The organism is Pontivivens insulae, assembly GCF_900302495.1.
In the GTDB taxonomy this organism is placed as follows: domain Bacteria; phylum Pseudomonadota; class Alphaproteobacteria; order Rhodobacterales; family Rhodobacteraceae; genus Pontivivens; species Pontivivens insulae.
This window is the reverse complement of record NZ_OMKW01000001.1, coordinates 624152-648725: the sequence shown is the minus strand read 5'-3', so window position 1 is coordinate 648725 and position 24574 is coordinate 624152. Positions and strand designations below refer to the sequence as shown.

The window sequence follows — 24574 nt, the reverse complement described above, 5'->3', positions numbered from 1 at the left end:
CTCAGTCGCTTTGATGGGTCATGTCGAACATCATGCGGGCCCGGCAGCTCGCCAAGCCCAGCGCCTGCATCTCAGCCATACCACCAGCATCCCCCATCATCGTCAGAAGTGACAGAACGGTCTCACTTCGAATAGTCGTGGGAGACGTTATGGTGGCGCTGACATCGACGCTGGTATCCGTGCAGGGATCTGCACCTTGGCAGGTGTTTACCTCGAAAATCTCGCCGGTGAAGCTGTTCGGACCGCTGCGGCGCCACTCGATCCGCTGGCCGGGTTCATTCATGCGGTCAAGCTGACGGGGATCGAACTCCCCACCCCACTCTATCCGATGGCTTTGGGGAGGTTGATTCAGCACGCCGCTGGCCGTCAGCATTTGTGACACCATTGGATTGCACTGGGTCAACTGCACATCATCGAGCGCAATTTGCCAGAGACCGTCACGGGGAACGATGCCGCCCGAGCCACCGTCGGGCTCGTTTGGAAACAGGTCAATCTCACATTGACCGGATCCACCATAGGACCGGTGCAGATCATCGATGCTGCGAGGGTCGAGCGTCAGTGCATTTCCCTCCCGCACCAATGTGAACTCCCCTTGTGGCCGGGGAACAGCCAATAGCACGGCGGCCTCGGTCAATGTGACATTGCTCAACTGGCATTCGCAGCCCTGCCCAGCAGAACACTGGGCGTAGAGCATTTTCTGCTCGTTCTGAGCCATAGCGGCGGCAGGCAACATCATCACTGCGGCGATAACGGCATTTCTCATCATCGGGTCCATCTTTCTGGCTTTGCTCATTGGCCGAGAATCTGCTCAAGCAGGGCGTCGGGGTCGCGTCCGTTCAGCGGCACCGGAATCGACTCGGCGGCTGGTGCCGCTGCGGGCGCCCCACCATTGGTCGCGAAGTCCTGCAAATCCTGCAGGTTCATGCCACCCAGCATTTCCTGCAGCATGGCGGCCCCCTCTCCACCTCCATTCTCCGCAACACCCCCGAGAATGCCCTCGATCAGGGCTTGGGTTGGATCAGCAGCGTCCGTTTCGGGTGCCTTTGCCGGCGCGCCGAGCGAGGTTTGGATCAGACGGAAGGCTGGATCCCTTGGGTCAGGACCACACAGCGTCCCTTGCGCAGTTTCACGACACTGACCCGGCGCATTTGGGACGTTGAGCGTCACGGTTGGATCCCCGTCAGGACCAAAGAAGCTGGCGCGAACGCCGTCGGAGGTCTGCACAGGAAAGTCGCTGTACCAACTGGCAGGTAGCGTCAGCTCCAGACCGGTCTGGGCATCTGCAACGGCACATGGATCAATCCCCTCGCATGTCAGACCCACATCCTCATTCAGGATCGACTGCTCGCCATCATCTGCGGGAGCGGATGGGACTATGGGCTGCAATGCTGCGGGTGCAGGGGGCTCGGAGACAGTTGCGGGGGCGGAGGCGGCATGTGGCGGGATCGCCGCATCGGCAGGTGCACTCACGCTCACCTCGATCGGGACGCGACGAATGATGCGACGATTAAAGCGATTGTCCTCGATCACATAGCGCAACTCATACTGACCCGGCTCACTTGGTGCAGTTAGACTGCTCTCACTCACCTCTGGTGTTGTTTCGGTCAGATAGAAGTAGTCGATCTCTCCGCTAAAATCTGTGAAGCCCGGTGTCACGATATCGACCCAGAAATTCCCGTTGATCGGCCCTTCTGCACGGACCGGAAACTCCGATCCCGGCTGCACCGCAGCGGGGGCGACGATCTGCGCCGTACTTGGAAGGATCGTCAATGGAACAGCCAAACCGACAGCACGGGTGCTTTCCCCCTGAACGACATAGCGGAGGTTGTACTCGCCGGGTTCCACCGGAGCATGGAAGCGCGCCGGATTTCCTTCACTCACCCATGCCCAGGTGGGCTCGTTCTGGGTCGCATTCGATGTTGCATCCATGACGTCGAGATAGTCTTCATCACCCCCCGGACCGCGCCAATGTACCGTCATCAACTCACCAGGCTCAGCAAAAGCCGGACCGTCGAGAACGAACTCACCCTCAATGACCGTGATTGGACGGGAGGCAACGATCGGATCGGGCGCGTCGGTGGAGACGTAACGCAGAACATATTCACCCGGATCAGGCGGCATGCGTAATACAACAGTATCGCCCTCGCCAAGCGGCGCCCAGCTAAGCCAGCGACCCCGCGGCTGATCTGCTGGTGCAATATCGATATAGTCATCCTCCCCGCCAGGCCCGTCCCACGTCACAACCAGCGGGCTGACAATGACCGCGCTGTCCGCCGCCTCTAGCGAGGCCAGCGGTTGCGGCGGCGGTGGCGGGCTTGCCGGTTGCTCTACAACGACAGTCGCGCTTGCATTGATGGTCCGATCCAAAGCGTCAGTCAGTGCTGCTCCATCGGAGGCCTCAAAGTAGGAGCCGCCCGTATTCTCAGCGAGGCAAGAGACCTGCGCACCTTCTTCTGCGGTAAGGCCAAAGCCAACGACATGTGCTGTGAAGTTGAGGCCCGCCTGCTCCAACTCCGTTCCCAATGCGCAGGGGTCGGCATTGCAGGTTTCGAGCCCGTCCGTCACCAGAACAACAGTGGCCGGATCTTCCGTAAAGCGAAGCTCGACAGCGGCGCGGCGCACAGCCTCGGACAATGGAGTACGCCCCTGAAACCGCATGTTGTTCACAGCATCGAGAATGGCTGACCCCGTCCCAGCGGCGGGCGGAACCATGATCTCAATATCTGAACAGTCGCCACGCGTTCTATGACCATAAGCGATCAATCCGATCTGTCGTTCGGCAGGCAAACCGCCAACAACCTCGGCAACCGTCTCGCGCGCGATTTCAAGCTTCGTGCGGCCATCAATCTGACCCCACATCGAACCAGATCCGTCCATGACGACGATCGTGCGCGCCGGCACTGCATCTTGTGCACCTGCCGCAGTCGCGAGGGTTAAAAACAACGGGGCGAAGACGCGACGCATCATGTGAACGATCTCTCCTGCACAAGGCAAACGACCCACGGAAGGGGCCAATCCCTAACAGCGTCGCATGAGCAATTCGGTCCGTTCGACTACTATCTGGTAGTCTGGCTGGACGTTCTCTGGCGTCATTCATGTGACGCAGCGAGCCTACGGCCCGATCAGTTCTCAACTGTCAGGTTGCCTCCGTCCCGCGATCTGACCTATCGCTATTCGAGCAATTCGAACGACAAGAGGTTGGAGGCACACATTGACGCGCATCATGGTCACTGGCGCTGCGGGATTCATTGGCTTCCATTTGTGCAAGTTGCTCCTGTCCGCAGGTCACACAGTCTTCGGCCATGACGGCATGACCGAGTACTATGACGTCTCCCTTAAACAGGCGCGGCTCGCCCAACTAAGAGAGTTTGGAGCCTTCACATTTCATGAGGGCGCGTTGGAAGACGCCAATAATTTTTCAAGCTTTTCCGACCTCGCCCACCCCGAAGTGATCGTGCATCTGGGCGCACAGGCAGGGGTGCGATACTCGCTGGAGAACCCTCGCGCCTATGTCGATACCAATGTCGTGGGCACCTTCAACGTCATGGAAGCAGCCCGTACTCACGCAGTGAGACACCTGCTGATGGCTTCGACGTCATCAGCGTATGGAGCGAATACCATAATGCCATTTGACGAGCGACAGAAGGCTGACACACCGCTCACTATCTATGCCGCGACCAAGAAGGCTACGGAAGCCATGGGGCATTCCTATGCACACCTGCATGACCTTCCGACAACCATGTTTCGCTTCTTCACGGTATATGGACCATGGGGGCGTCCCGACATGGCCTATTTCAAGTTCGTCTCCGCCATTCTCGATGGTCGACCGATAGACATCTATAACCATGGAGAGATGTGGCGCGATTTCACCTATTCCGAAGATCTCGTCCGAGCGATCTCGTTATTGATTGATGCTGTTCCGGGGACCGAGCCAATTGGCGCGGTCGACACCCTCTCACCGGTCGCCCCGTTCCGAGTGGTGAACATCGGCAACGGGAAGTCCGAAAAATTGACCGACTTTATTGATGCGATCGAACAGGCGCTCGGCATAACGGCAAAGCGCAACTACATGGAGATTCAGGCTGGAGATGTCCCGGCGACATGGGCTGATAACCGATTGTTGCGTGACTTGACCGGGTATGTACCAAAGACAGACATCCGGTCCGGCATCGAGCGATTTGTTGAATGGTACCAGTCTTACTACGGTCCGCATGTGAGCCAGTAAGCCCCAAACGCCAAAAACGACGTGCCTTTCTCTGCCAAATCCCTATGATTTTCCAATAAATCGTTGAGGAAACCGCCATGTCTACCGCTCCCAAGCCGCGTCGCCGTATCGTTTCGTCCCGCCACCTGGCGGATGGCGAGGGCTGGGAGGCATCGGAATTTGAGTACGGCCTGATAATCGCGGGCAACGCCTTCAATCGGTGGATGCAACGCTGCATGAGCGCTGCCGGAGGCCTCGACCTGTCGCCGCTCGAAATCCTCGTTTTGCACAATGTGAACCATCGGGCGCGGGAAAAGCGGCTGACGGATATCGCCTTTTTGCTCAATATCGAAGACATCCACACAGTGAACTATGCCCTTCGGAAACTGCTGAAACATGGACTTCTGGAGTCCGAAAAGCGGGGTAAGGAAGTGTTTTATTCCACCTCTGAAGACGGCAGCGCGTTGTGTGAACGTTACCGTGACGTCCGCAATCAATGCTTGCTTGAGGGTATTGAGCGAACCGGATTGTCGGGTGAAAAGCTCAGCGAAATCGCATCCGCGCTCCGCACGCTGTCAGGGCACTATGATCAGGCGGGCCGCTCTGCGGCGTCGCTCTGATGCCTGCTCAACAGCCAGACTGCGCGTTTTCTTGAAATGAGCTTCCGATCAGCCTATTGAGGCTAGAGATTTCAAGGAGCGCCCGATGCCAAATCCGAACCCAAAAGGCGATCGCTATTACGGTCGGACTGCTGAGATCTACAATCGCAAGCGGCGTCGCCAGGGTTGGTGGCATATTGAGCACGAACAGATGGCAGAGCTGCTGGATCAGTTGCCGCGCGACCTCGCGGTCGTTGACATTCCATTTGGCACTGGGCGGTTCGTTCCGCTCTATCGCGAGCGGAACTACTCAATCTCCGGCGTCGAAATCTCACAGGATATGATCGATGCCGCCGCTGCCGATTTGGGTGATGCGTTCGACGGGATCGACGCTCGTGCAGCTTCGGCCTTTGACGTACCCTTTGATGATGCGCAATTCGATCTCCTCGTTTCGACACGCTTTTTAAGCAACATCATTACATTCAAGGACGCCAAGGTCGCATTGAGTGAATTTGCGCGCATCGTTAAAATTGGTGGACATGGCATTATCCAGTTGGGCCACAATACTGGCGAGACGCGTATGCCGGATGAAAACGAGACAATGGACACCTGCATGGCCATCGAAGATGTCGACGCCATGCTTCGCGCTGCGGGTTTCGAGCCGAAAGAGCGCCGCAAGGTTCTCGATGGTCCTGCGGAAAATGGTGAGATGCATCACATTCTGTGTGAACGCATCGCGATCTGATGAAATTCATTGAGTTCGCGGGCCCTCCTGGTGGAGGGAAAACGCAACTCGCTCAACTTCTTCATAACCACACGAGACGCATTGGCCTGCGGTCAATACACGCCGAAACGCTTTCGTTGGCGCTGCAAGAGAGTGGGCGTTTCGATTTGCTTGGAACATTCGCCAGGTCGCATCCAGAGGTGGCCAAAGCCATCCCCGAACTTCTGGGCGACGTTCGATCCAGCAAACGAAAACGACTAAATCAAGGGATGGAAACCTGGTCCGCGCTGCAGATCCAGGCGCATCGCATTGATCTCGGCTTCGTTGACGAAGGCCTCTTACAGCGAAATGCACATCTGGCCCACACGGGTGGGACACTAGATCGGTATCTAGAGGTTGTACGCCAGCAACCTGTTCCCGACTTGATAATCTACATCACGATCGACTTTCAACAGGGCTTGGAACGCGCGATCTCGCGATTGCCACCCGAAAGGCAAGCTGTCCGGCGGCGCAGGTTGATGCCGACTTTGGAAGTGCTCCCGACAATCGAAACGGCTATGAGATCCGCTCTCGAAATATACCGCTCAAGGGGCGTCACGGTGTTGGAATTAAACGGTGCAAGCCCTCAGATCAGGAACCTTAGGCGGGCTTGGCGGTGCATGCAGGATTGCGATCTGGTGGCGAAAACATCGCCCCGGCCACCTTCGCCCACCTAAGCGGCTGTCTCGTCACCCGTCTCATGCTCTGCGGCCTCGCTCGACCATGCCTCGACCAGCATGCCCAGCAACCCGCGCAAAGCCTTTTCGACCCGCGGATCATCCGCGATCTGCTCTCGCTCCAGAAACCGCTGCAAGCGGAAGGTCTTCTTGCTTTCGCAGATCCGCTTCAACACGCTGGGAAACAGGCCAGCGGCAGCGCCTGCAATCACAAACCCGCGCAGTTGGTCCGCCTCGTCCATCTCGCTGTCGAGGCACCACGTCCGCTCAAACAACAGCATGATGAAATCAAGCACCTCATCCTTGGGATGGCGGCGATCATCCTTGTAAGGCTGCCCAAACGCGTCCGTAATCAACTCATAGGAGGGCCAGTAGTGCAGCACCCCTTCATCCTTCAGCTCACGGTAGAGCTCGTCGATTGCCACGCGCAGCACGCCCTTCGACACTGCATTGGAAGTCATACAGGAATTATCGCGAAACGTTGCCTGTAGCGGGATCGGTGACAACGTGAAGATGATCTTTGCGTCTGGCCGATGCTTGCGGATCAGATCATAGATCCTGCGCATATTGGCCTTGTTCTCTTCGACGGTCGAAACCCGAAACTTATGCCGCTCTGGGTCGTAGGCATCCTTCGGAATGGTGCGCCAGAATACGTTGCCGGTCGGCTCATCGTACCAGATTTCGGACAGGCCGAATGTCAGGATGAACACATCGGTTTCATCAAACATCGCTTTGGTCTGCGCCTGCACCTCCGGATCCTGACCGTAGGCGGTGGCATCATAACCGTGCCAGAGCTCTTGCCCGAAATCCTTGCCCTCCCACGCCCATTCGAACTGTTGAAGGATCACAAAGGAGTTCACCATGCCTTCACCGCACGCGACCACATAAGCACGGCCGGCATCAGCCGCCTTGTTGAGAACGTTGTAATTACGCTTCGACAACCAATTCGAGATATTGGCCGCAAAACAGGACCCGAACGCGGTGACCTGGGTGTTCACATCAATGAAAGGTTCTTCAGGCGCCCAGCCCTTCAGCACGTATTTCTCAATCGCGCCGGGCCGGAAGAACTGATGATTGTGCGGAAGCGCGTTCGTATGTTCGCCCCGGAACCACGTCCGAAACTCGCTGCCCGAGCGGCTCGTCGTCTGAAACTGCAGTTTCTCTGCCTTACGTTCCTTGCGTGCCATAACGCTCTCCCTTTGTGCGGGGTTGGTCCCGCCAAGCAATCCTACGACTAGTATTTCATGCTGACGAGCAGAAACCAACCTGTGCCCGATGGCGAGGCGCCCCCAGACTGATTGATCGGCTATCGCTCAGCTGGCGTAAGCAGACCCTGTTCGAGGGCATCCAGATGAGCAATCGCTTTCGATGCAGCCTCTACGGGCTCGAGACCATCAAGCACATCCCTCAATTCTTTTAGGAGAGGTTGCAGACGTGCGGCTGCTTCATCCGCCAGTGGTCCACCAGTCGAAGCGTCCGCGTCTATGACCTCCACCGGTCGCAGGGGCATGGCAGGTTCGGTTCGCAATCGCAGGTGATCCTCACCCGCCGTAAGCTCCAACACTTCCTCGCGCAGCGCCTCGAAGGCGGGTTGTCCGCGCAGCTGCTCGATCTTTGCGGTATGCCAACTCACTGCTCCCCGATGCAGCGCGTCCAGACGCTCATCCCGGCGCAACTCCGCGATACGGGCCTGTGTCGCGTCAAGATGGCGAAGGATCGTTCGGTCTTCATCACCGCCGCGACACATCTTCTGCCAATAGTCCGCGCCGAGAATCTGTCTTGCATGATTGGCGCGTCCGCGGTCCCGTTTGACCAGGAAACTATCAATAGAACGCACGGCATAGTGGTTCACTTGCGCGGCATCATAGGCAAACTGCGTTTTGACCTTCGCATCACGCATATCCCCATCAAACAAAGTCCCGTCAGGCATACGGCTGACATAGGTTTCAACATGCTCTGACGCGACGACGGGGCGGTGCAGCCCAAGTCGTTCGACCTGTTCGAGCTTGCGAAAAACGGTTTTCACGAAGCGGTCGGGGAATCCACCCTGCGCCATGGATCGCTCGGCATCTGTAAATTGGGCAATGACCGGCTCATCCCGAAATGCCGTCTGCCCATCGTGAGAGAACAGTCTCCAAGTCACTGGAATCGAGTCCGTCTCCGCTGGCTGTGCCGCAATCAGCTCCTGAACTGTTCCTTCGCCAATGTGGATATTGAGATACTCATCAACGTCACTGACCATGATCCACTCAGCCGACCGGGTCAGCGGATGCTCAAAAGCATACTTCAAAGCGCTCTTGTGCGGACCACGCCGAAGCACCTTGTTGGGCTCGTGCCGTACGACCCCCATCTCGGTCAAACGCTCTAGGATCTCCACCGTGCCATCTTCGCAATCATTGGTGTAGATCAGAAAGTCCGAAAACCCGATATGCTGGTGATAAGCGACCCATTCCAGAATGTATGGCCCCTCATTCTTCATGGTTGAGATTAGCAAGGGACCGTTCACTGAGATGATCTCCAATCACGTCAAACTTCGCACCCTGACAGATCATAGACCGCCCAGTGGCGCAAATCCTGCATATCAAAACGGTCCGACGCTGCCAAAGACTTGGCGAAGGCAGGATCATCTTGCCAGTATCGGACGGACAGACCAAACTCGCGGAAACCCAATTCTGCAAACGCGGTGTCGAGCTTTCGGCTTGCCGTGTGACGAAAGAACTCCATGACGCCGATCCCTGTTTGCAACCTTCTGGGCAGTGGCAGTAACCCTTATCAAACGCTGATGTATTCCGGCCTTCAGGGCCGCTACACGTACCTGCCACTGCGAAAATTCCCTCAGGTCGAGGCCGTTCAAGAACGCACAGACGCTCCTGTCATCCTGCACCTGCATTGGGAAGACCGCATGTTTGCCAAGAGTCGCAACCGCGAGGGCAACAAGGCGACGCTAGATTGGCACATTGAGCATATGAACATGTTTCGAGAACGGGGCGGGCGGATCCTGTGGACAATCCACAACAGAACCCCACACGCCAATCGCGACCCGGAAACATTTGCTGAAGCACGCAGCGCGCTTGTCGATGTCGCAGATCGCATTCATGTCCATTCAGACCATGCCCGCAATTTCGTGGTCGACACGCTTGGCGCAGCGCCCGAAAAGTGCCGCGTCATCGCTCATCCAAGCTATCTAGGATTCTACGAACCAGCCGAAACCACGCTTGCACGTCCGCTTCCCGATGGCCCCGTCCACTTCTTGCAATTTGGCGTGATGCGCGGACAGAAAGGTATCGGGCATCTGTCAGAGGCGACACATCTGCTTCAGACACGACGCCCGGACAATTGGAAGCTGACCATTGCTGGGAGAACCCCGCGGAACATGCGCCGTCTGGTAAAGCAGATCTCGCGCTTGCCGATGGTAACAACACTACCGGACTACGTTCCAACCGCAGACGTGCCAGAGATTTTTGGAAGCGCACATGCATTCGTTGCCCCCTTTAGCGAAGTGTTCTCCTCGGGATCAATTGCTCTGGGTCTGACCTTCGGTCTTCCCGTGATTGGACCAGATGGTCCTGTCATGCAGGAGACTCTGCCAGAAAAATTGATCTCTCTTCTATATCCGCCAAACCAGACCCGCAGATTGATGCGACGCATGGCTCAAGTGCTTGATGTGGACAATGTTGTCCGCCAAGTCTGGCGGGAAGCTGCATTCGAGCAGGCCTTTGCGCATCGGCCCGAAATCATTTCAGGTCAGCTTGGCGAGCTTCTGGACGAAATCTGCGAGATTGCCTGAGCATTCGCGTTCCTTGGCGGGCTTTGCATTGCTCGCGCCCACTTGCTGCTAGTAGACAGCGATTGTTACAACACTTCGAAAAATCGCACCAAAATCCGGGACACCGAACCGTGCCAGATCGCAGATTCGCTTGCCGCTCAGCACTTAGGACCACACGAAGTGTGGACTTGGGTCTCTGCGAGCCTCTGCCATTGACCATCAAGCCCGCCGTAGATTGCAGGGCATCCCTGCACGACAGCGAGGGTCACGCAGCTTGGGGTCGATATGCCAATCATTGAACTTGCTGGACCTCCCGGAGCAGGCAAAACCCAGCTAATGGTGACGCTGCACACTCAATTGGTGGAAGCCGGATTGGATGTCGTGAGATCCGGACAACTGCGCCGGCGAACATTCGATCCGAATACGACAAGTGATCTCGAAAAGAACTTTGGAGACCGTAACCCTTGGGTCCGCAAGACCCTAGACGACCTCACGGAACTGGGAACAACACGCCAAAAAGCGCTTACCGCTCAATTCATTTTCTCTTGGGCCGCCGCCGAATATGCGTCGAGCCAAGGGCGCACCGTCTTCGTCGATGAGGGCTTTCTACAGCGGTGTGCCTACCTCGCGTTCAATGCCAACAAGCCTGAAGTCTACGCTGAACTTCTCGCGGCAGTGCCGACGCCCGACATGCTGTTCCACCTCGACATCTCACTAAAAGTCGGCGTGAAACGCGTAATTTCCCGTATGCCGCCAGAGCGGCACGCGACACGCGCAAGGCGGGCCAACCGCGAAATGGCACGCAACCAACAATGTGCTGAGATGATGCGAACTGGTGTCGAGATTTACAGATCTCGCGGCGCAAGCGTTCTGACACTTAACGGCGCCGAACCCGCAGCGCGCGTATCGCGGCGCGCTTGGCGAAAATTGCGGATGGCCGGGCTGACCACCTCAAGCATTTCCGCAGGTGTAAAAGATCTACAATGATACGAAGTTTGGTCATCTGGCCTTAGCCTGCGAGTAGTCGCATGATGACCCACAAGAGGAAACAAGCTGTGCCTGATCCCACAAAAGATCGCATCCGCAAGTTTGGCGAATCAAAGATGTTTGTCGGCCGGTTCACCTATGGGGACAACAAGATTGTCGTAAGGCAGTGGGGAGAGGGCGCGTCTGCCACGATCGGAAGCTTCTGTTCGATAGCTGACGGCGTTGTATTCATGCTAGGAGGTAATCATCGCGTTGATTGGATAACCACCTTTCCGTTCGGCCACATCTTTCGGACGAAGCTTGGTAAGGAAAGCGTCTCTGGCCACCCTACGACCAGAGGAGATATCGTCGTCGGCCACGATGTCTGGATTGGAGAAAATTCCGTAGTGATGTCAGGCGTTCAAATAGGCAACGGCGCCGTCGTTGCAGCCGAGTCTGTTGTTACCAATGACATTGCGCCTTACGAAATTTGGGGCGGCAATCCGGCACGCAAGATCAAGGATCGGTTTGATCCAGAGATTGTGGACGCTCTCTTGCAATTGAGCTGGTGGGAACTTGAGCTGGATACGATCCGCAAAATCTCGCCAAAGCTCTTAACAGCCCCCACTCTGGAGGGAATCGCCGAAATTGCGCAGATGATCAAAGCTGCATCCTGACCTCCGTCGGGGAATTCTCAGCATGCATAGAGCAGCGACTACGAACGAAACGGCGTTTGTGACAGGATCAAGAGCCCGGTCGAAACTACGGAATTTTGATGTGAGGAATCCTCTTGCGCGCTTCTGCACGCCCATATTGACGCCTCAATAGCCGCACCTGCTCTAGGAACTGGCCGTATTGGTCCTCGGTCAGAAGGGTCTGACCGGCCTCTAGCCCTGACTGCAGCGACGCATCTACCTCTTCAGATGTAGGCGCACGCCATGCTGTCTTCGGAGAGACAAAGCCGGAGACGCTCAACACATCATGAAGTTTGCCAAAATCAAGCTGTGCAAGCGACATGTTACCGCCTGTTTTGGGCGGCCAGTAAATTTCATCGATTGCGTCGATGGTTTCGAATGGCGACTGCACAACGCTACACAATTGCGCGGTGATCAAAGGCGGCAGGGTCCTGCGGCGCAAGACCACGCCAACCTTTTGTTCGGGCCGACGCACTAGCGCATATAGATGAAGTGCAGAGCTTTCAGAGAACAAAAGCGTCTCTGCGTCCTGATAGAGCTTGATCTGCTCCATCATGCTCAATGTCTCGGGCGCAATGATCTCGTAGCCGTTTGCTTCGAGATTTTGCTCAAGGATGCGCTCGCATGCAAATCGTCCCATAGTGTCCGGCAGCGCGGTGCGCGTTAGGTAGACACGGCGCCCTTTCTGAACAGGTCCAGCAGGTGGCAGGCGGCTCGCCAGCCATTCTCGGAAACGCTCTGTTGCCAGGCCGCCCAAAGGCTCCCCAAATTGATCATTGGGAATGACAGCAGAACCAACACGAAACGGCCCTTTGTAGAAAAGGATGGGATTTGGGACCGACAGCAAATCCAGCATGGGACGCAGAAACGGAACACGACGTTGCCGTAAATTGCTGTGAAAGAGGATAGGAACGTCGGTCGCCACACGGTCGAGCGCCCAAAGCCTGCCAATCGAATTGAGTATGGTGAAACCAAACTGATCCGTTGCATGGCCGCCGTAAAAGATCCGCTCAGGCCCGTCGACCGTTCCATCGGGCCAGCTGTCCAGATGGGTGACGGGCTGGGTATAGTATTTCACGCCCCCGACAGCCGTGTTGGGCATGGGCTGCCCATCGCGATCATATAGCCCGAATGAAACTCTACGCGCCTCATCCATGGATTTGAGAACAAGCAGGTCGGTTGCTTCGACGACAGAGGGGTCAGGCAGGGCTGGTGTCATTCAAACAATCAACGTTCAGTCCGCGGACGGTTCAGTGTCGACCGCATCTCGTTTGGGACGAGGACGCACCGGATACTCAAGGGGAGAGACACCATGCTCGCGCGCCAGAACATCAATGTAGCTCCCGTTCCGTGGCGGGCCATCTTCCAGACGCACGCGTAATCCAGTCGCATAAAGGTGAACCGACTGGGTGTTCTCCTTGATCGCACGGTGAATATGCAGCGGTCGACGGTGGAAATAGAATTTCAGGTTTGGTGGGATCGGGTACAATACCTCGGGCGGTGAGGCATGCTCGATCTCGCCACTTTCACGCAAGAAATGCGTAAGCGCCAAGGGTCCGGTTGTCCCCCACTTCATGGCCGAAAACTCGAGAGGCTCACCGGCTTCCAGGTAGTCAGCTTGCCGTTGCTCATCCCACCAAGGCGGCAGCGCGCCACCTGTTGCAAGATAGGCATCCAAGCCCGCCAGAGCAGGTGAATCCTGGGGCAATGCCAGAACACCGCTTCCAATGCGAAATTTCGACAACCAGCCGAAAAGATAGCCATTGGTGGGTTTCAGGGGTTTCACACAATACGCATCCAGATCAGCCCAGATTTTCCCTGTCTGCGCGATCATCTTCACGCGGAAGATATCGCTATGGATAGCGGGTGACCGCTTGGCCGTATGCATCATGATGTTGGTTTCGGGATAAACCTCACGCGCATCGCGCACTTCGATACCCTCAGGCACGTCATCGATCGGTTCGTAGGTGTAGAGGGTGAAAGGCTGCCCGGCGTCCACGTAAGACTTAAGACAGATGCGCTCCAAAAAGCTGAGATAGCCGCCGATCCAAAGCGAGCCGACTGGTGCAGGAGTGTCCGTCATTGCAAAATCACACCCATCTTGTCAGTGCATCCTCATCGCCAGGGCATTGCGCCCTGTCATCAGTTCATCGCAATCCTTGATCACTATTGCAACCATCCGCCCTGGTGAAGGTCGGCGGGTCCTCCAAATGCCCGTCGTCCCACCTACCGTGTTTGCATGAAGGCAGGCAAATCAAGGTGTAACGTATTCAGGAGCCTTCTGATCGTCTTTCCGATGCAGATCCGTCGTCGAAAACAGGCCTCCTCCCGAAAGGTACTCCCGCGCACCTAAATACGAGAATGTCTCCAGATAGGCGGATCGCGCAGCGTCAATTCCATCCTCGTTGGAAAATGTGGCGATGATCTCATCGTAGTTTTGCTCAAGCACCCTGTTGTCGGGATCAAGATTGCGGACGATGACAATCCCGGTTGGCGAACAATCCAACACATCGACGATCAGATCCGGGCGCCAGCGCTGCAAGATGGGCAGGATCTTCCACACATCACCGGTCCAGGCCCCCTTTGGCAGGTTGTCCAGGTCACGCGTCGTCATCTCTTCCGTAGACGGACAGCAATCATGCATCAGGATCGCGCCTTCGTGCAGACTATTACGCTCTGTCCCGATGAAGTCGCGGAGGAGATACTCAAAAAGATGCATCCCATCCAGAAAGCTCAGGCTGAGCCGCACGTCGTTTCGTTCCAGAAACTTGGAGGCGAAAAACTCGTCGCTGGTCTGTTGAAACGCCATGAAAACCGGTTTTTGACGAATGACATTCGCCTCCACACGGAAAAACGGATCAACACCTATTGTCTTTGCAGTGACCCCTGCAAGTGTGTCACCGGTTCGGCAACCGATCTCCATGTACCACTCAACCGGGATCCGAGCGTGCATTTGCCGTAGGAAGCGTCGATAGTTGAGGCCGGATGCAGGGCTGAACACGGTCGCGGCTCCTATGTTCGGAAAAAAGCCAGAAATCTTGTCACGTCGTTATCGCAACCGTTTGCGCTGCTTACAACATCGCTCTGCCAACGGTTGTGCAAAACGGATCACCGGTGACCCATTCACCTCAATATGATAGCGATAAGCCCGCAATGTGCAGGCGCGATTGAAAAAGACCGCTCCACAAGGCACAACGAAGGCCGAACGATCCAAAGAAGTGAGATTGCCGCATATGCCCGACTTACCCCGTGTTGCAGGTCTTTGGATCGGTGGCTCACTGTCTTGGCTTGAGCAGCTTTGCCTGACGTCCTTTGTTCAGATTGGACATCCAACAGCGCTCTACACCTATGGACAGGTCGATGGCGTACCCGAGGGGGTCGAGATCTGCGACGGGAATGACATCATGCCCGACCCGGAAGTCTACACGCATGAGCGTTCGGGCTCGGTCGCCCTGTTTTCAGACGTGTTCCGATATCACCTGATAAAGAATGCGCCGGGTACGATCTGGATCGACACCGACATCTACGCCGTACGCCCAATTGAGCCAGAGACACCCTATGTCTTTGGCTATGAAACAGATCGGCAGATGAACGGTGCTGTGCTCGGCATGCCCCATGACAGTGAAATGTTGGGCATGCTGCTGGATCTGACCTCTGATCCTTACAACATCCCGGAATTCCACAATCCGCGTGCGCGTGAGCGACATCGCCTTGCAAAAGAAGCGGGCACACCGGTCCATGCGTCTGAAATGCCGTGGGGTGTCTGGGGTCCGCACGCCGTCACGTGGGCGGCCAAAAAGTCCGGCAATGCAGACAAGGCGCAGGCGCGCGAGGTCTATTACCCCGTCCACTTTGCGGAACGAAATCTGTTCTTCAAGCGACCCCGCCTCGTGATGAATATGATCAAGCCAGAGACGCTGACCGTTCACATCTGGGGGCGGATCAAGCGGGTGTCAGGCAAGCGCCATGACGGCGGAGTGCCTGCGAACTGCTGGCTCGACCGCCTTTGCCAACAGCACGGAATTGATCCGATGGCCGCGCCAATCACCAGCCATGGGAAGTTCGACTTCACCGAAGATACACCTGAAGAGACGGCGGAGGGCTGATCCAGCCAATGCCCGCGCCCATTGTCAGCTACTGGGCCGGTGGTCCGCTGGACTACATTGCGCTCAGCGCCGTGACGTCCTGGGTTCAGCAGGGCCACGACGTCACCCTCTGGCATCACAATGCGTGCCCGCTTATCCTGCCATCTGGCGTGATCCCCCGCGATGCCGCCATATTACTGGACCCTGCTGCGGTGCGCGAGGTGGATCAGCATCTGATCCCGGATCGCATCCGGTGGGAGGCATTGGCCCATCAACCCGGCGCGATCTACGTGCCGATCGACCATTTCCTTCTCTCCGCGCTTGAGCTGCCGGAAGATGGCTTTCTGCTCGCCCGCGAAAGTACGGACTATGTCGCGCCTGGACCAATCGCACTGCCGCAGGACAGCGAGGAGCTAAGTTTTCTACGGGACCTTGCGAATGATCCGACCCCGATCCCTCCATGGATGGAGGCCGGAGATCAAAGAGCCTTGCACGACGCGGAAGAGCCAGTGCCCGCAGGGCACCTGCCCTGGGGTTTGCTTGGTGCAACCGCACTGACCCACATCCTGCAAAAGACTGGACGGCTTGAAAACACGCAGGATGCGGAGGTCTTCTTCCCGGTCGCCTTTCGCGACAGGGGAAAGCTGCTGAAGCGCAAACAGCTGATCGAAGGTGTCGTCACGGCAAAGTCGCTCGGCCTGCCGCTCTACCGTGAGGCGCTGCTGTCTGACATCGCGCGGGAGCTGAACGGCCTCCCCCGGTTTTGGTGTCCACTGGCCGAGGCCCTGCGAAAAACCGAAGTTGAACCGCGTGCACATCTGCCCCGGAACATCGTGCTGCCCGACAGCGACAATCGCTGGCGACCGAAATCCGGCGCGCCCAGCCTGCTCCCGACACCGGATATGATCCCCAGGGCGCGCAAGCCGGATGAGCGGATCTGCATCCTGACCTGCATGAAGAACGAAGGGCCCTTCATCCTCGAATGGGTTGCCCATCACCGCGCCATCGGCTTCACCGATTTCATCGTCTATACAAATGATTGCACCGACGGGACGGACGAACTGCTCGACCTGCTGGTTGAGAAAGGCCTGATCACCGCCCGTCGCGACAATCCCTGGCGTACCGAAGAGGCAAGCACCGCCGGCGACCCGCAACGCGCTGCCATGTGGCACGCCGAGAATGATCCACTGATGTCCGAGATGGATTGGATCATGCCGATGGATGTCGACGAATACCTGACAATCCACGTCGGCAAAGGCCACCTCGACGACCTTTTCGCCGCACGACCCGATGCGACCATGATTTCGGCACCATGGCGGCTGTTTGGCAATAATGACCTGAAACGCTTCGAAGACAGCTTCGTGACAGAGCGTATGACCCGCGCTGCCCCAGTCGATGTAAAGACACCCTACATGTCGTGGGGGTTCAAGACGCTGCTGCTCAATGACGGGGTCTGGGGCAAGTTGTCGGTCCACCGGCCGCGCAACCCCGACCCGCATCGCGAAGATGAAGTCCGCTGGTATGCGGGCAGCGGCGCCAGAATGCCCGAAAGCTTCCTGCGCACCGGTTGGCGTGTGATGGATGAGCAGCGCGGTCATGAGCTGGTGACCCTGAACCACTATTCCGTGCGCGATGCCGAAAGCTATCTGGTCAAGCGCGACCGGGGCCGGGTGAACCATATCGATCAGGATCAGGGTCTCGCCTACTGGTTCCGCATGAACCACAACGTCGTAAGTGACACGCGCATTGAGCGGCGGAAAACCGAAACCCGCGCTGCTTTCGACGCAATGATGGCTGATGAGCAGATTGCCAGCGCGCATCGCCACTGCGTCACGGCCCATAAGGCCAAGATTGAGGAGCTGCATGCCCGCCCCGATCATGCCGCACTCTATTCAGCTGTCACCGGTCCGGTACTGGAGCGCTTGTCCAAACTGGCACCCCACATCAGCAACAAGATGTTCACAGCCGGACCACAAGCGCTGCATCCGGGCTTTGTCGACTGGGTGAAGGAGTGGGACGAACAGACACCACTCCCAGACGCGCTCGACCAGATGTTGCCGCTTCCATCATTCGAAGCGGACGCGGACAGGCTTCTGCCTAACGATGCACCGATCCGCTTTTCGGACAACGTTGAACAAAGCCCGCTCGCCAACGCGCGCGCTCCGGGCGAGGCAAACGAAGAAGCGGTAGCACCGATGACGCCGCCGCGCCCACCTATTCCCCGCAGATCTGATGAGCGGATCTGCATTCTCACCTGCATGAAGAACGAGGGGCCGTTCATCGTTGACTGGGTTGCGCATCACCGGGCAATCGGGGTCACAGATTTCATCGTCTACACCAATGATTGTACCGATGGCACAGATCAGCTGCTGGATCTTCTTGTTGAGAAGGGTTTGGTGACAGCCCGCTATGACAACCCGTTCCAGCCTGACACGCCGGGTATGTCGAACCCGCAATTTACAGCGTTCGAAGATGCCGAGAAGCGTCCTGAAATGGCGCAGATGGACTGGCTGCTTCCCATGGATGTCGATGAGTTCATTGATGTGAAGGTGGGGGACGGGACGCTTGGCGCCTTGATGGACGCCGTACCCTATGCCGACACGATCTCGCTGACATGGCGCCTGTTCGGAAATGACGATTGCGCCACGTTCCGCGATGTACCTGTCACCGACCGGATGCACCGGGCGGCCCTCCCGAACTGCCGCAAACCCTATCAGGCACTTGGCTTCAAAACGCTCTACCGTAACGACGGGCGCTGGAAGACAATCAACGTACACCGCCCACGCGACCCCGATCCAATGCGCGAGCATGAGCTTTGGTGGGTCTCAAGCAGCGGCAGTCAGATGTTGCCAGAATTTCGGGACAAGGGCTGGCGCATCAGTCGGCCCCATGCAGGATATGACTTGGTCAGCCTGAACCACTATGCCGTTCGCGACGCAGAGAGCTATCTGGTCAAACGCGACCGCGGCCGGGTCAATCATGTGTCAGAGGATCAGGGCCTGAAATACTGGTTCCGCATGAACCACAATGTCATGCGGGAGCGGACATTCGCGAGCCGAACAGGCTCTGTGCAGACTGCCCGGCAAGAGCTGCTTGCGGACCCCCAGATTGCGGCCGCTCATCAGGCCTGCGTCGCTGCCCATCAGGCGAAAATCAAAGAGCTGCACCGCAGGCCAGATATGGCAGCTCTCTACACCCGCTTGACCAGCCCGCTGATGACCAACCTGTCGCGGCTGACACCTCTTTTCGGCAATCGGATCTTCATGCCCGGCCCCGATGCACTGGCCGACGATATCGTCGATTGGGTGCAGAATTGGGATCGTAAACAGCCGGTGCCCAAAGCCTTCGTCAATCCGGTCCCGAGGGAGGACTTCGTGGACGAGGCACCAGACACACCCGCTGTGAAAGAGCCAAAACCAACACGCAAGGGCGCCATCCTGACCGGTGCAGCCAGCGAGGCGGCATTTGCAGGCCTACTCGCCCGTGTGCAACCCCGGCAGGGAGTTTTGACACCGCCAGAAACGCCCCCGCCCTCTGAAAACATCGTCGTCATCACGGGAATGAAGAACGAAGCCCCGTTCATTCTGGAGTGGATCGCATGGCATCTGGCAATCGGCGTGAAGCACTTTCTGGTCTACACCAATGATTGCACCGACCCGACGACCCGCATACTGGATCGGCTGGCGGAAATGGGTCATGTCACCCATCTGGATAATCCGTTCAAACGTGATGCCGGGCAAAAACCACAACGCGGTGCCTTGAATGATGCCGCCAAACAGAAAGTCGTGCGTGAAAGCGACTGGTATCTGACCATCGATTGCGATGAATTCGTGACCCTGCATGGCGGCCTGACAACGCTGCAGGAGCTTGTCGCCCGCTCAAACCACCCTGATATCATCTCGATGACTTGGCGGTTCTTTGGCAATGGCGGCGTCCATGAATACGACGATCAGCCCGTCACCCGACAATTTGTCCGTTGCGCGCCCGAATATCTGCCGCGCCCGCGATTGGGCTGGGGCTTCAAATCAATGGTGCGTGCCAATGCGCCCACGTCCAAGATTGGCGTTCACCGACCGCTCGATCTGCAACCAGATGCGGATATCCGGTGGACCAATGGGGCAGGCCGCGTCATGCCACATGAGGTGATCGAGAACCGAGGCATCTGGTTTTCGCGCAAGAATTCCATCGGCTACGACCTTGTGACGCTCAATCACTATATCCTGCGCTCGGCAGAAAGCTTCCTCGTGAAGCGAGAGCGTGGCCGGATCAACCATGTCGATCAGGATCAGGGTCTGCACTATTGGAGCCGGCGAAACTACTGCACCGAACATGACAGCCGGGCTGCCGATTTTTTCGACGCCCATGTCGCCCCCGTGCTCTCCGAATTGATGCGGGATGAACAGCTCGCAGCCCTTCATGACGAAGCAGTGCGGTGGCACAAGAACCGGATTGCCCTGCTGAAAGCCCATCCCGACTACGCCAGTCTCTACGAAGCCATCACCGACCCATCCCTGGACGACGCCCTTTTCCTCGCAGCCCAAAAATCCGAAGACGCAGAGAAGTAGTGCCCCGATTTTGGACGGGTCGAGCCTGGACACGACGGCGGCACGCTTGCATCGCTTCAGCTCGCAGGACAGGTTGAGGCCATGTTGAATGCCGCATCACATGCAACCGGCGCCATGGTGGCGCGATGCTGACGCTCGTTACCTGCATTCGGGATGAAGGGCCTTTCATTCTGGAGTGGTTGGCCCATCACCGCGCGCTGGGAGTGACCGATTTCCTCGTTTATTCCAACGACTGTACGGATGGCAGCGATGCCCTTCTGGATGTGCTCGCCGCGAACGGAATCCTCACGCATATTCCACGCGGTGAAATGCGTCGGGGTCAAAGCCCCCAGTGGACGGCACTCAAGTCCGCGTGGGACCATCCGCTGGTTACACAGGCAGAATGGGTGCTGGTCTCGGACGTTGATGAATTTGTAGACACCACCGCAGACACCCTGACGGACCTGATCGAGAGTCGCCCGGACGGGGTTGAGGGCTTTGTTCTGCCGTGGCGGCTTTTTGGGTATTCCGGGCACGTCGACTATCAGGACAAGGACGTGACGAGCTTGTTTCGCCACCGTGCACCCGATGGCTATATCGGCACGATGGGCGGCACCTTCGTCAAATCGCTGTTTCTCAGGACGCGCAAACTTTCGAAGCTGGGCGTTCATCGCCCACGCCAGAAAAAGGATACGATTGTTCACTGGCTGGACGGTTCCGGAGAGCCGATGCCAGACCGCTATAATGCCAGTGACGAACACATCTCGACCTTCGCAATGGTCAACAGCGGCCCAACAAGGGCGTGGATCAACCATTACTCGGTCAGATCGGTTGAGAGTTTTCTGGTCAAGGCGGCGCGCGGCTTGCCCTCCAGCCGGAAAAAGCATGTCGATCTGTCCTATTGGGTCGAACGCAACTTCAATCATGTTCGCGATGAAACGATCCTGCGCCGGGCAGAGGCGCTCGCCGCTGCACGGGCCGAACTGGATGCCCTGCCCGGTGTGAAGGATGCGCACGAAGCGTGCGTGGCCGCTCATCGGCAGAAGATCAGTGACCTTTTGCGCGACAAATCCCAATACGAGTTCTACCGCGCCATGATCATTGCGGGGTCGTCATCCGGTGCCAGCGTGCCGAACCGCCGGCGCATCCTGCGGCAATGGCACCACGTCAAGAAGGACTAAAGCGAACGGCCCCGCATGGCGAAACGGAACGAGCGCCCTAGCTGGTGCTGCGACCCAGCCAGTGGAGCCCGCATATGCCTTTGATCCGCATCCTCCATCGTCTCGCGGTCCAGGCGGAACGGGCGGTCGATCGCTTCCGGCCAAAGGACCAGCGCCCACCCCTGGTGGAGCCCTATCGCGGCCACGCCACTCCAGACGGATTGGTCCTGCGGGGGCGGGTGCTCGCCGGGCTGCGCCGTGACACGCCACATAAGGCCCGCAACAAATGGGCAAATTTCAAGGCGATGGTTGGTCTGTTCTTCACCGATGAGATTGCCGATATTGAGGTGCTCCATGTCGCGAGCGGCGCGACAGCCCTGTCAGATGAGGAAGGTTACATCACCTTGCAGCTGCCGCGCCCGTCGAACGCCCAACCCGGCTGGCGTATGGAGCCGATCCAGATTGCGGGCGATGACAGCACGACCGTGCAGGTTCCCGTCCTGATCCCCGACCCGGCAGCGGAGTTCGGCGTGATCTCCGACATCGATGATACCGTCCTGCGGACAGGCGCCTGGAACACCGCACGCAACCTTTGGACCTCCCTAACCGGCAATGCCCTCACGCGTGAGGTCTTTGCCGACGGGGTCGCGCTGATGGAAAAGCTGCATGAGGGAAAGAACCCGGTGTTCTATGTCTCCTCCTCCCCATGGAACCTGCACGACTTTCTGGACAACATTCTGTTCCGCAAGGCGGGCCTTGTCGCCGGTCCGGTTTTCCTGCGAGATCTCGGAATCTCAGAGACGCAATTTATCAAGGGCACCCATGGTGATCACAAAGGTGCGGCCATCGACACCATCTTGGCCGCAAACCCCGAACTCTCCTTTGTGCTGATAGGCGACACCGGGCAACATGATGCAGAGGTTTACGCCGCCGCCCATGCCCGCCATCCAGGACGCATTCGCCGTATCATCCTGCGCGGCACAGTCGAAACGCGAGATATAAAGGCAGAGGCTGGATTGCTGAAACTTGAGAAATCCGGGCTGCAGGTCGACGTCGTTCCAGATTACAACAGCCTCGTCCAATAGAACCGATGGGGGAGAGACCGATGCACATTGCCGTTCTGGGAACAGGACTGATGGGCGCGCCGATGGTTCGACGGCTTGCTGACGCGGGCCACGTCCTTCACGTCTGGAATCGCAGTGCAGAAGGATCGGCCCCGCTTGCTCAGATCGCCAAAGTGCATCCCAGCGCTGCGTCCGCTGTGGTCGACACGGAAATCGTCATCTCAATGCTGCTCGATGGGCCTGTCACGAAATTGGTGCTCGATGGTCAGGGCGTCATCGACAATATGGCGCACGGATCAATTCTGATCGACATGGCCTCTGTCGAACCGGACACGGATCAGGGTCTGGCGGCACAGGCGATGGAGCGCGGCGTGAACTATCTCGACGCACCGGTATCTGGCGGCGTTGTCGGCGCGACAGAAGGCACCCTATCGATTTTCGTGGGCGGGGAGGTCGCAATCCTGGCCCGAGCATTGCCTGTCCTGAACCTCCTAGGCAGGCCCACGCATGTCGGCCCGCTGGGCGCGGGGCAAACCGTCAAACTGGCCAATCAATTGATCGTCGGTGCGACCATCGCCGCCGTGTCCGAAGGCTTGCGATTGGCCGAGGCGGCCGGATGCGACACGGGCACCGTGCGCACAGCGCTTCAGGGCGGTTTTGCCGACAGCCGCATCCTCGACCTGCATGGCGCCCGAATGGTCAGTGGTGATTTCACACCCGGTGCCCGCAGCGCGGTACAGCTCAAGGATCTGAACAACGCCCTCAAATTTGCGCAGGCGCAAGGTCTCGACCTACCCCTCTCCCAAACCGCGCAAGAAGGGTACCGCTCGCTGGTCGAGGACCATTCGGGGGCGGAGCTTGACCACGCCGCCTATTTCAAATGGCTGAAACTGCGAGACGGCTCACGCTAGCTCGTGGCATTGACCCGTGCGATCAAAGCCTCTCCGCTTTCCTTACGCTCACTATAGCGATCGACCAGATAGGGCGCGGCATCACGCGTCAGCCAGGTGAATTTCACCAGCTCCTCCATCACATCGACCATGCGGTCGTAATAGGATGAGGGCAACATGCGGTCGTCGCCGTCAAATTGCTGCCAGGCCTTCGCGACAGAGGATTGATTGGGGATGGTCAGGCAGCGCATCCACCGGCCCAAGATTCTCAACTGGTTCACCGCGTTGAAACTCTGCGAGCCACCGCAAACCTGCATCACGGCAAGCGTCTTGCCCTGCGTTGGGCGGACTGCGCCAATGGACAGCGGAATCCAATCGATCTGCGCTTTCATGATCCCGGTCATCGATCCGTGCCGCTCTGGCGAACACCAGACCATGCCCTCGCTCCATGTCACGAGATCACGCAGTTCCTGAACCTTTGGATGATCTGCATCCGCATCATCGGGAAGGGGCAGACCCGCGGGATTGAACGTGCGCGTTTCAGCCCCCAGCATGTTGAGCACCCGTGCGGCCTCTTCGGTCATGAGACGGCTGAAGGACCGGTCACGCAAAGAACCGTAGAGCAGCAGAATACGCGGAGCGTGGTCTGCGCGCGTCGTGGGAAACAACCTCGCATGATCAACCGATTGAAGGTGTTCGGGGGACAGGGCCGGAAAATCAGACAACGGGCTCGCCCTTTTCATTCAGGATCATCTGTCCGTCTTCCTTGTAGACCGCGCCCGTCGGCAGATTCTCAAGCAGATCGAGCACCCTTTCGGATGGACGGCACAATCGCACCCCTTTGGGGGAGCAAACGATTGGACGGTTGACGAGAACGGGATGCTCGACCATCGCGGCCAGCAGCTCCTCTTCGCTGACATCCCCGTCCAGCAGGCCCAACTCCTGCGCGGGAGAGCGTTTTTCACGCAACGCCTCACGCGCGGTCAGACCCGCCGCAGCAAACAGCCCCTGCAATTGCGCCGTGGTCCATCCCGTCTCAAGATACTCGACAACGACCGGTTCCACGCCAGAGGCGCGAATGATCTGCAAGACATTGCGTGAGGTGCCGCAACCGGGGTTGTGATGAATAACGATGCTCATCCGATGGTCCTTTCAGGCGAT

21 protein-coding genes are annotated in these 24574 nt (G+C 57.8%); 11 read left to right on the top strand and 10 right to left on the bottom strand.

Annotation, left to right across the window (positions count from 1 at the left end; genetic code table 11):
• Nucleotide 1: 1 nt before the first annotated feature.
• Together POI8812_RS03110 and POI8812_RS03105 are read right to left on the bottom strand one after the other, a co-directional pair.
• Nucleotides 2-763, bottom strand: coding sequence for a hypothetical protein (locus POI8812_RS03110; RefSeq protein ID WP_146186111.1), 762 nt, complete (start codon nt 761-763; stop codon nt 2-4).
• Between the two features lie 26 nt (nt 764-789).
• Entirely contained in the window at nt 790-2967 is a 2178-nt protein-coding gene (locus POI8812_RS03105; protein ID WP_211310367.1) for a vWA domain-containing protein, read from the bottom strand.
• A 244-nt stretch (nt 2968-3211) separates the two neighbouring features.
• Between POI8812_RS03105 and POI8812_RS03100 the strand changes: the two genes are divergently transcribed.
• From POI8812_RS03100 to POI8812_RS03090, 3 genes are all read left to right on the top strand, one after another.
• On the top strand, nt 3212-4225 hold the full coding sequence (locus tag POI8812_RS03100) for an NAD-dependent epimerase/dehydratase family protein (protein WP_108781050.1): 1014 nt from the start codon (nt 3212-3214) through the stop codon (nt 4223-4225).
• A gap of 77 nt (nt 4226-4302) precedes the next feature.
• The gene (locus POI8812_RS03095; RefSeq protein ID WP_108781049.1) at nt 4303-4824 is read left to right on the top strand and encodes a winged helix DNA-binding protein; all 522 of its coding nucleotides are present in this window, start codon (nt 4303-4305) and stop codon (nt 4822-4824) included.
• An 85-nt stretch (nt 4825-4909) separates the two neighbouring features.
• The gene (locus POI8812_RS03090) at nt 4910-5548 is read left to right on the top strand and encodes a class I SAM-dependent methyltransferase (RefSeq protein ID WP_108781048.1); all 639 of its coding nucleotides are present in this window, start codon (nt 4910-4912) and stop codon (nt 5546-5548) included.
• Between the two features lie 691 nt (nt 5549-6239).
• Here the strand turns inward: POI8812_RS03090 and POI8812_RS03080 are convergent.
• The 3 genes from POI8812_RS03080 to POI8812_RS03070 all read right to left on the bottom strand — a co-directional run bounded on the left by POI8812_RS03080 (nt 6240) and on the right by POI8812_RS03070 (nt 8967).
• On the bottom strand, nt 6240-7430 hold the full coding sequence (locus POI8812_RS03080; protein ID WP_108781046.1) for a GSCFA domain-containing protein: 1191 nt from the start codon (nt 7428-7430) through the stop codon (nt 6240-6242).
• A gap of 119 nt (nt 7431-7549) precedes the next feature.
• Nucleotides 7550-8749 (bottom strand): glycosyltransferase family 2 protein, encoded by a 1200-nt coding sequence (locus tag POI8812_RS03075; RefSeq protein WP_146186110.1) that lies wholly within the window; start codon nt 8747-8749, stop codon nt 7550-7552.
• 20 nt (nt 8750-8769) lie between these two features.
• On the bottom strand, nt 8770-8967 hold the full coding sequence (locus POI8812_RS03070) for a hypothetical protein (RefSeq protein WP_108781044.1): 198 nt from the start codon (nt 8965-8967) through the stop codon (nt 8770-8772).
• Here POI8812_RS03070 and POI8812_RS03065 point away from each other — a divergent pair.
• The 3 genes from POI8812_RS03065 to POI8812_RS03055 all read left to right on the top strand — a co-directional run bounded on the left by POI8812_RS03065 (nt 8966) and on the right by POI8812_RS03055 (nt 11652).
• Entirely contained in the window at nt 8966-10030 is a 1065-nt protein-coding gene (locus POI8812_RS03065; protein ID WP_108781043.1) for a glycosyltransferase family 4 protein, read from the top strand. The two genes, POI8812_RS03070 and POI8812_RS03065, sit on opposite strands and share 2 nt — an antisense overlap.
• Nucleotides 10031-10294: 264 nt before the next feature.
• A complete protein-coding gene (locus POI8812_RS03060; RefSeq protein ID WP_108781042.1) occupies nt 10295-10996 on the top strand; it encodes a nucleoside/nucleotide kinase family protein in 702 nt (233 codons plus the stop codon).
• A 41-nt stretch (nt 10997-11037) separates the two neighbouring features.
• Nucleotides 11038-11652, top strand: coding sequence for a CatB-related O-acetyltransferase (locus POI8812_RS03055; protein WP_211310366.1), 615 nt, complete (start codon nt 11038-11040; stop codon nt 11650-11652).
• An 85-nt stretch (nt 11653-11737) separates the two neighbouring features.
• Here the strand turns inward: POI8812_RS03055 and POI8812_RS03050 are convergent, their stop codons facing one another.
• The 3 genes from POI8812_RS03050 to POI8812_RS03040 form a co-directional block, all read right to left on the bottom strand.
• Nucleotides 11738-12889 carry a glycosyltransferase 61 family protein gene (locus POI8812_RS03050; protein ID WP_108781041.1) on the bottom strand — a complete coding sequence of 384 codons (1152 nt, stop codon included), beginning with the start codon at nt 12887-12889 and terminating at the stop codon, nt 11738-11740.
• Between the two features lie 15 nt (nt 12890-12904).
• On the bottom strand, nt 12905-13753 hold the full coding sequence (locus tag POI8812_RS03045; RefSeq protein ID WP_108781040.1) for a hypothetical protein: 849 nt from the start codon (nt 13751-13753) through the stop codon (nt 12905-12907).
• A 171-nt stretch (nt 13754-13924) separates the two neighbouring features.
• Nucleotides 13925-14671: a class I SAM-dependent methyltransferase gene (locus POI8812_RS03040; protein ID WP_146186109.1), complete on the bottom strand. Its 747-nt coding sequence runs from the start codon at nt 14669-14671 to the stop codon at nt 13925-13927.
• Between the two features lie 232 nt (nt 14672-14903).
• Between POI8812_RS03040 and POI8812_RS03035 the strand changes: the two genes are divergently transcribed.
• From POI8812_RS03035 to POI8812_RS03015, 5 genes are all read left to right on the top strand, one after another.
• Complete coding sequence (locus tag POI8812_RS03035; RefSeq protein WP_108781038.1) at nt 14904-15776, top strand: hypothetical protein; 873 nt, start codon at nt 14904-14906, stop codon at nt 15774-15776.
• Nucleotides 15777-15784: 8 nt separating this feature from the next.
• The gene (locus POI8812_RS03030; RefSeq protein WP_108781037.1) at nt 15785-20320 is read left to right on the top strand and encodes a glycosyltransferase family 2 protein; all 4536 of its coding nucleotides are present in this window, start codon (nt 15785-15787) and stop codon (nt 20318-20320) included.
• Nucleotides 20321-20445: 125 nt separating this feature from the next.
• A complete protein-coding gene (locus tag POI8812_RS03025; protein ID WP_108781036.1) occupies nt 20446-21480 on the top strand; it encodes a glycosyltransferase family 2 protein in 1035 nt (344 codons plus the stop codon).
• 74 nt (nt 21481-21554) lie between these two features.
• A complete protein-coding gene (locus tag POI8812_RS03020; RefSeq protein WP_108781035.1) occupies nt 21555-22544 on the top strand; it encodes a phosphatase domain-containing protein in 990 nt (329 codons plus the stop codon).
• 20 nt (nt 22545-22564) lie between these two features.
• Nucleotides 22565-23434 carry an NAD(P)-dependent oxidoreductase gene (locus POI8812_RS03015; RefSeq protein WP_108781034.1) on the top strand — a complete coding sequence of 290 codons (870 nt, stop codon included), beginning with the start codon at nt 22565-22567 and terminating at the stop codon, nt 23432-23434.
• On the opposite strand, the gene arsH is transcribed toward POI8812_RS03015, so the two are convergent.
• Together arsH and arsC are read right to left on the bottom strand one after the other, a co-directional pair.
• Nucleotides 23431-24138 carry an arsenical resistance protein ArsH gene (gene arsH, locus POI8812_RS03010; RefSeq protein ID WP_108781033.1) on the bottom strand — a complete coding sequence of 236 codons (708 nt, stop codon included), beginning with the start codon at nt 24136-24138 and terminating at the stop codon, nt 23431-23433. The genes POI8812_RS03015 and arsH overlap by 4 nt on opposite strands.
• Nucleotides 24131-24553 (bottom strand): arsenate reductase (glutaredoxin), encoded by a 423-nt coding sequence (arsC, locus tag POI8812_RS03005; protein ID WP_108781032.1) that lies wholly within the window; start codon nt 24551-24553, stop codon nt 24131-24133. Before arsC ends, arsH begins: the two co-directional genes overlap by 8 nt.
• Between the last annotated feature and the right edge of the window lie 21 nt (nt 24554-24574).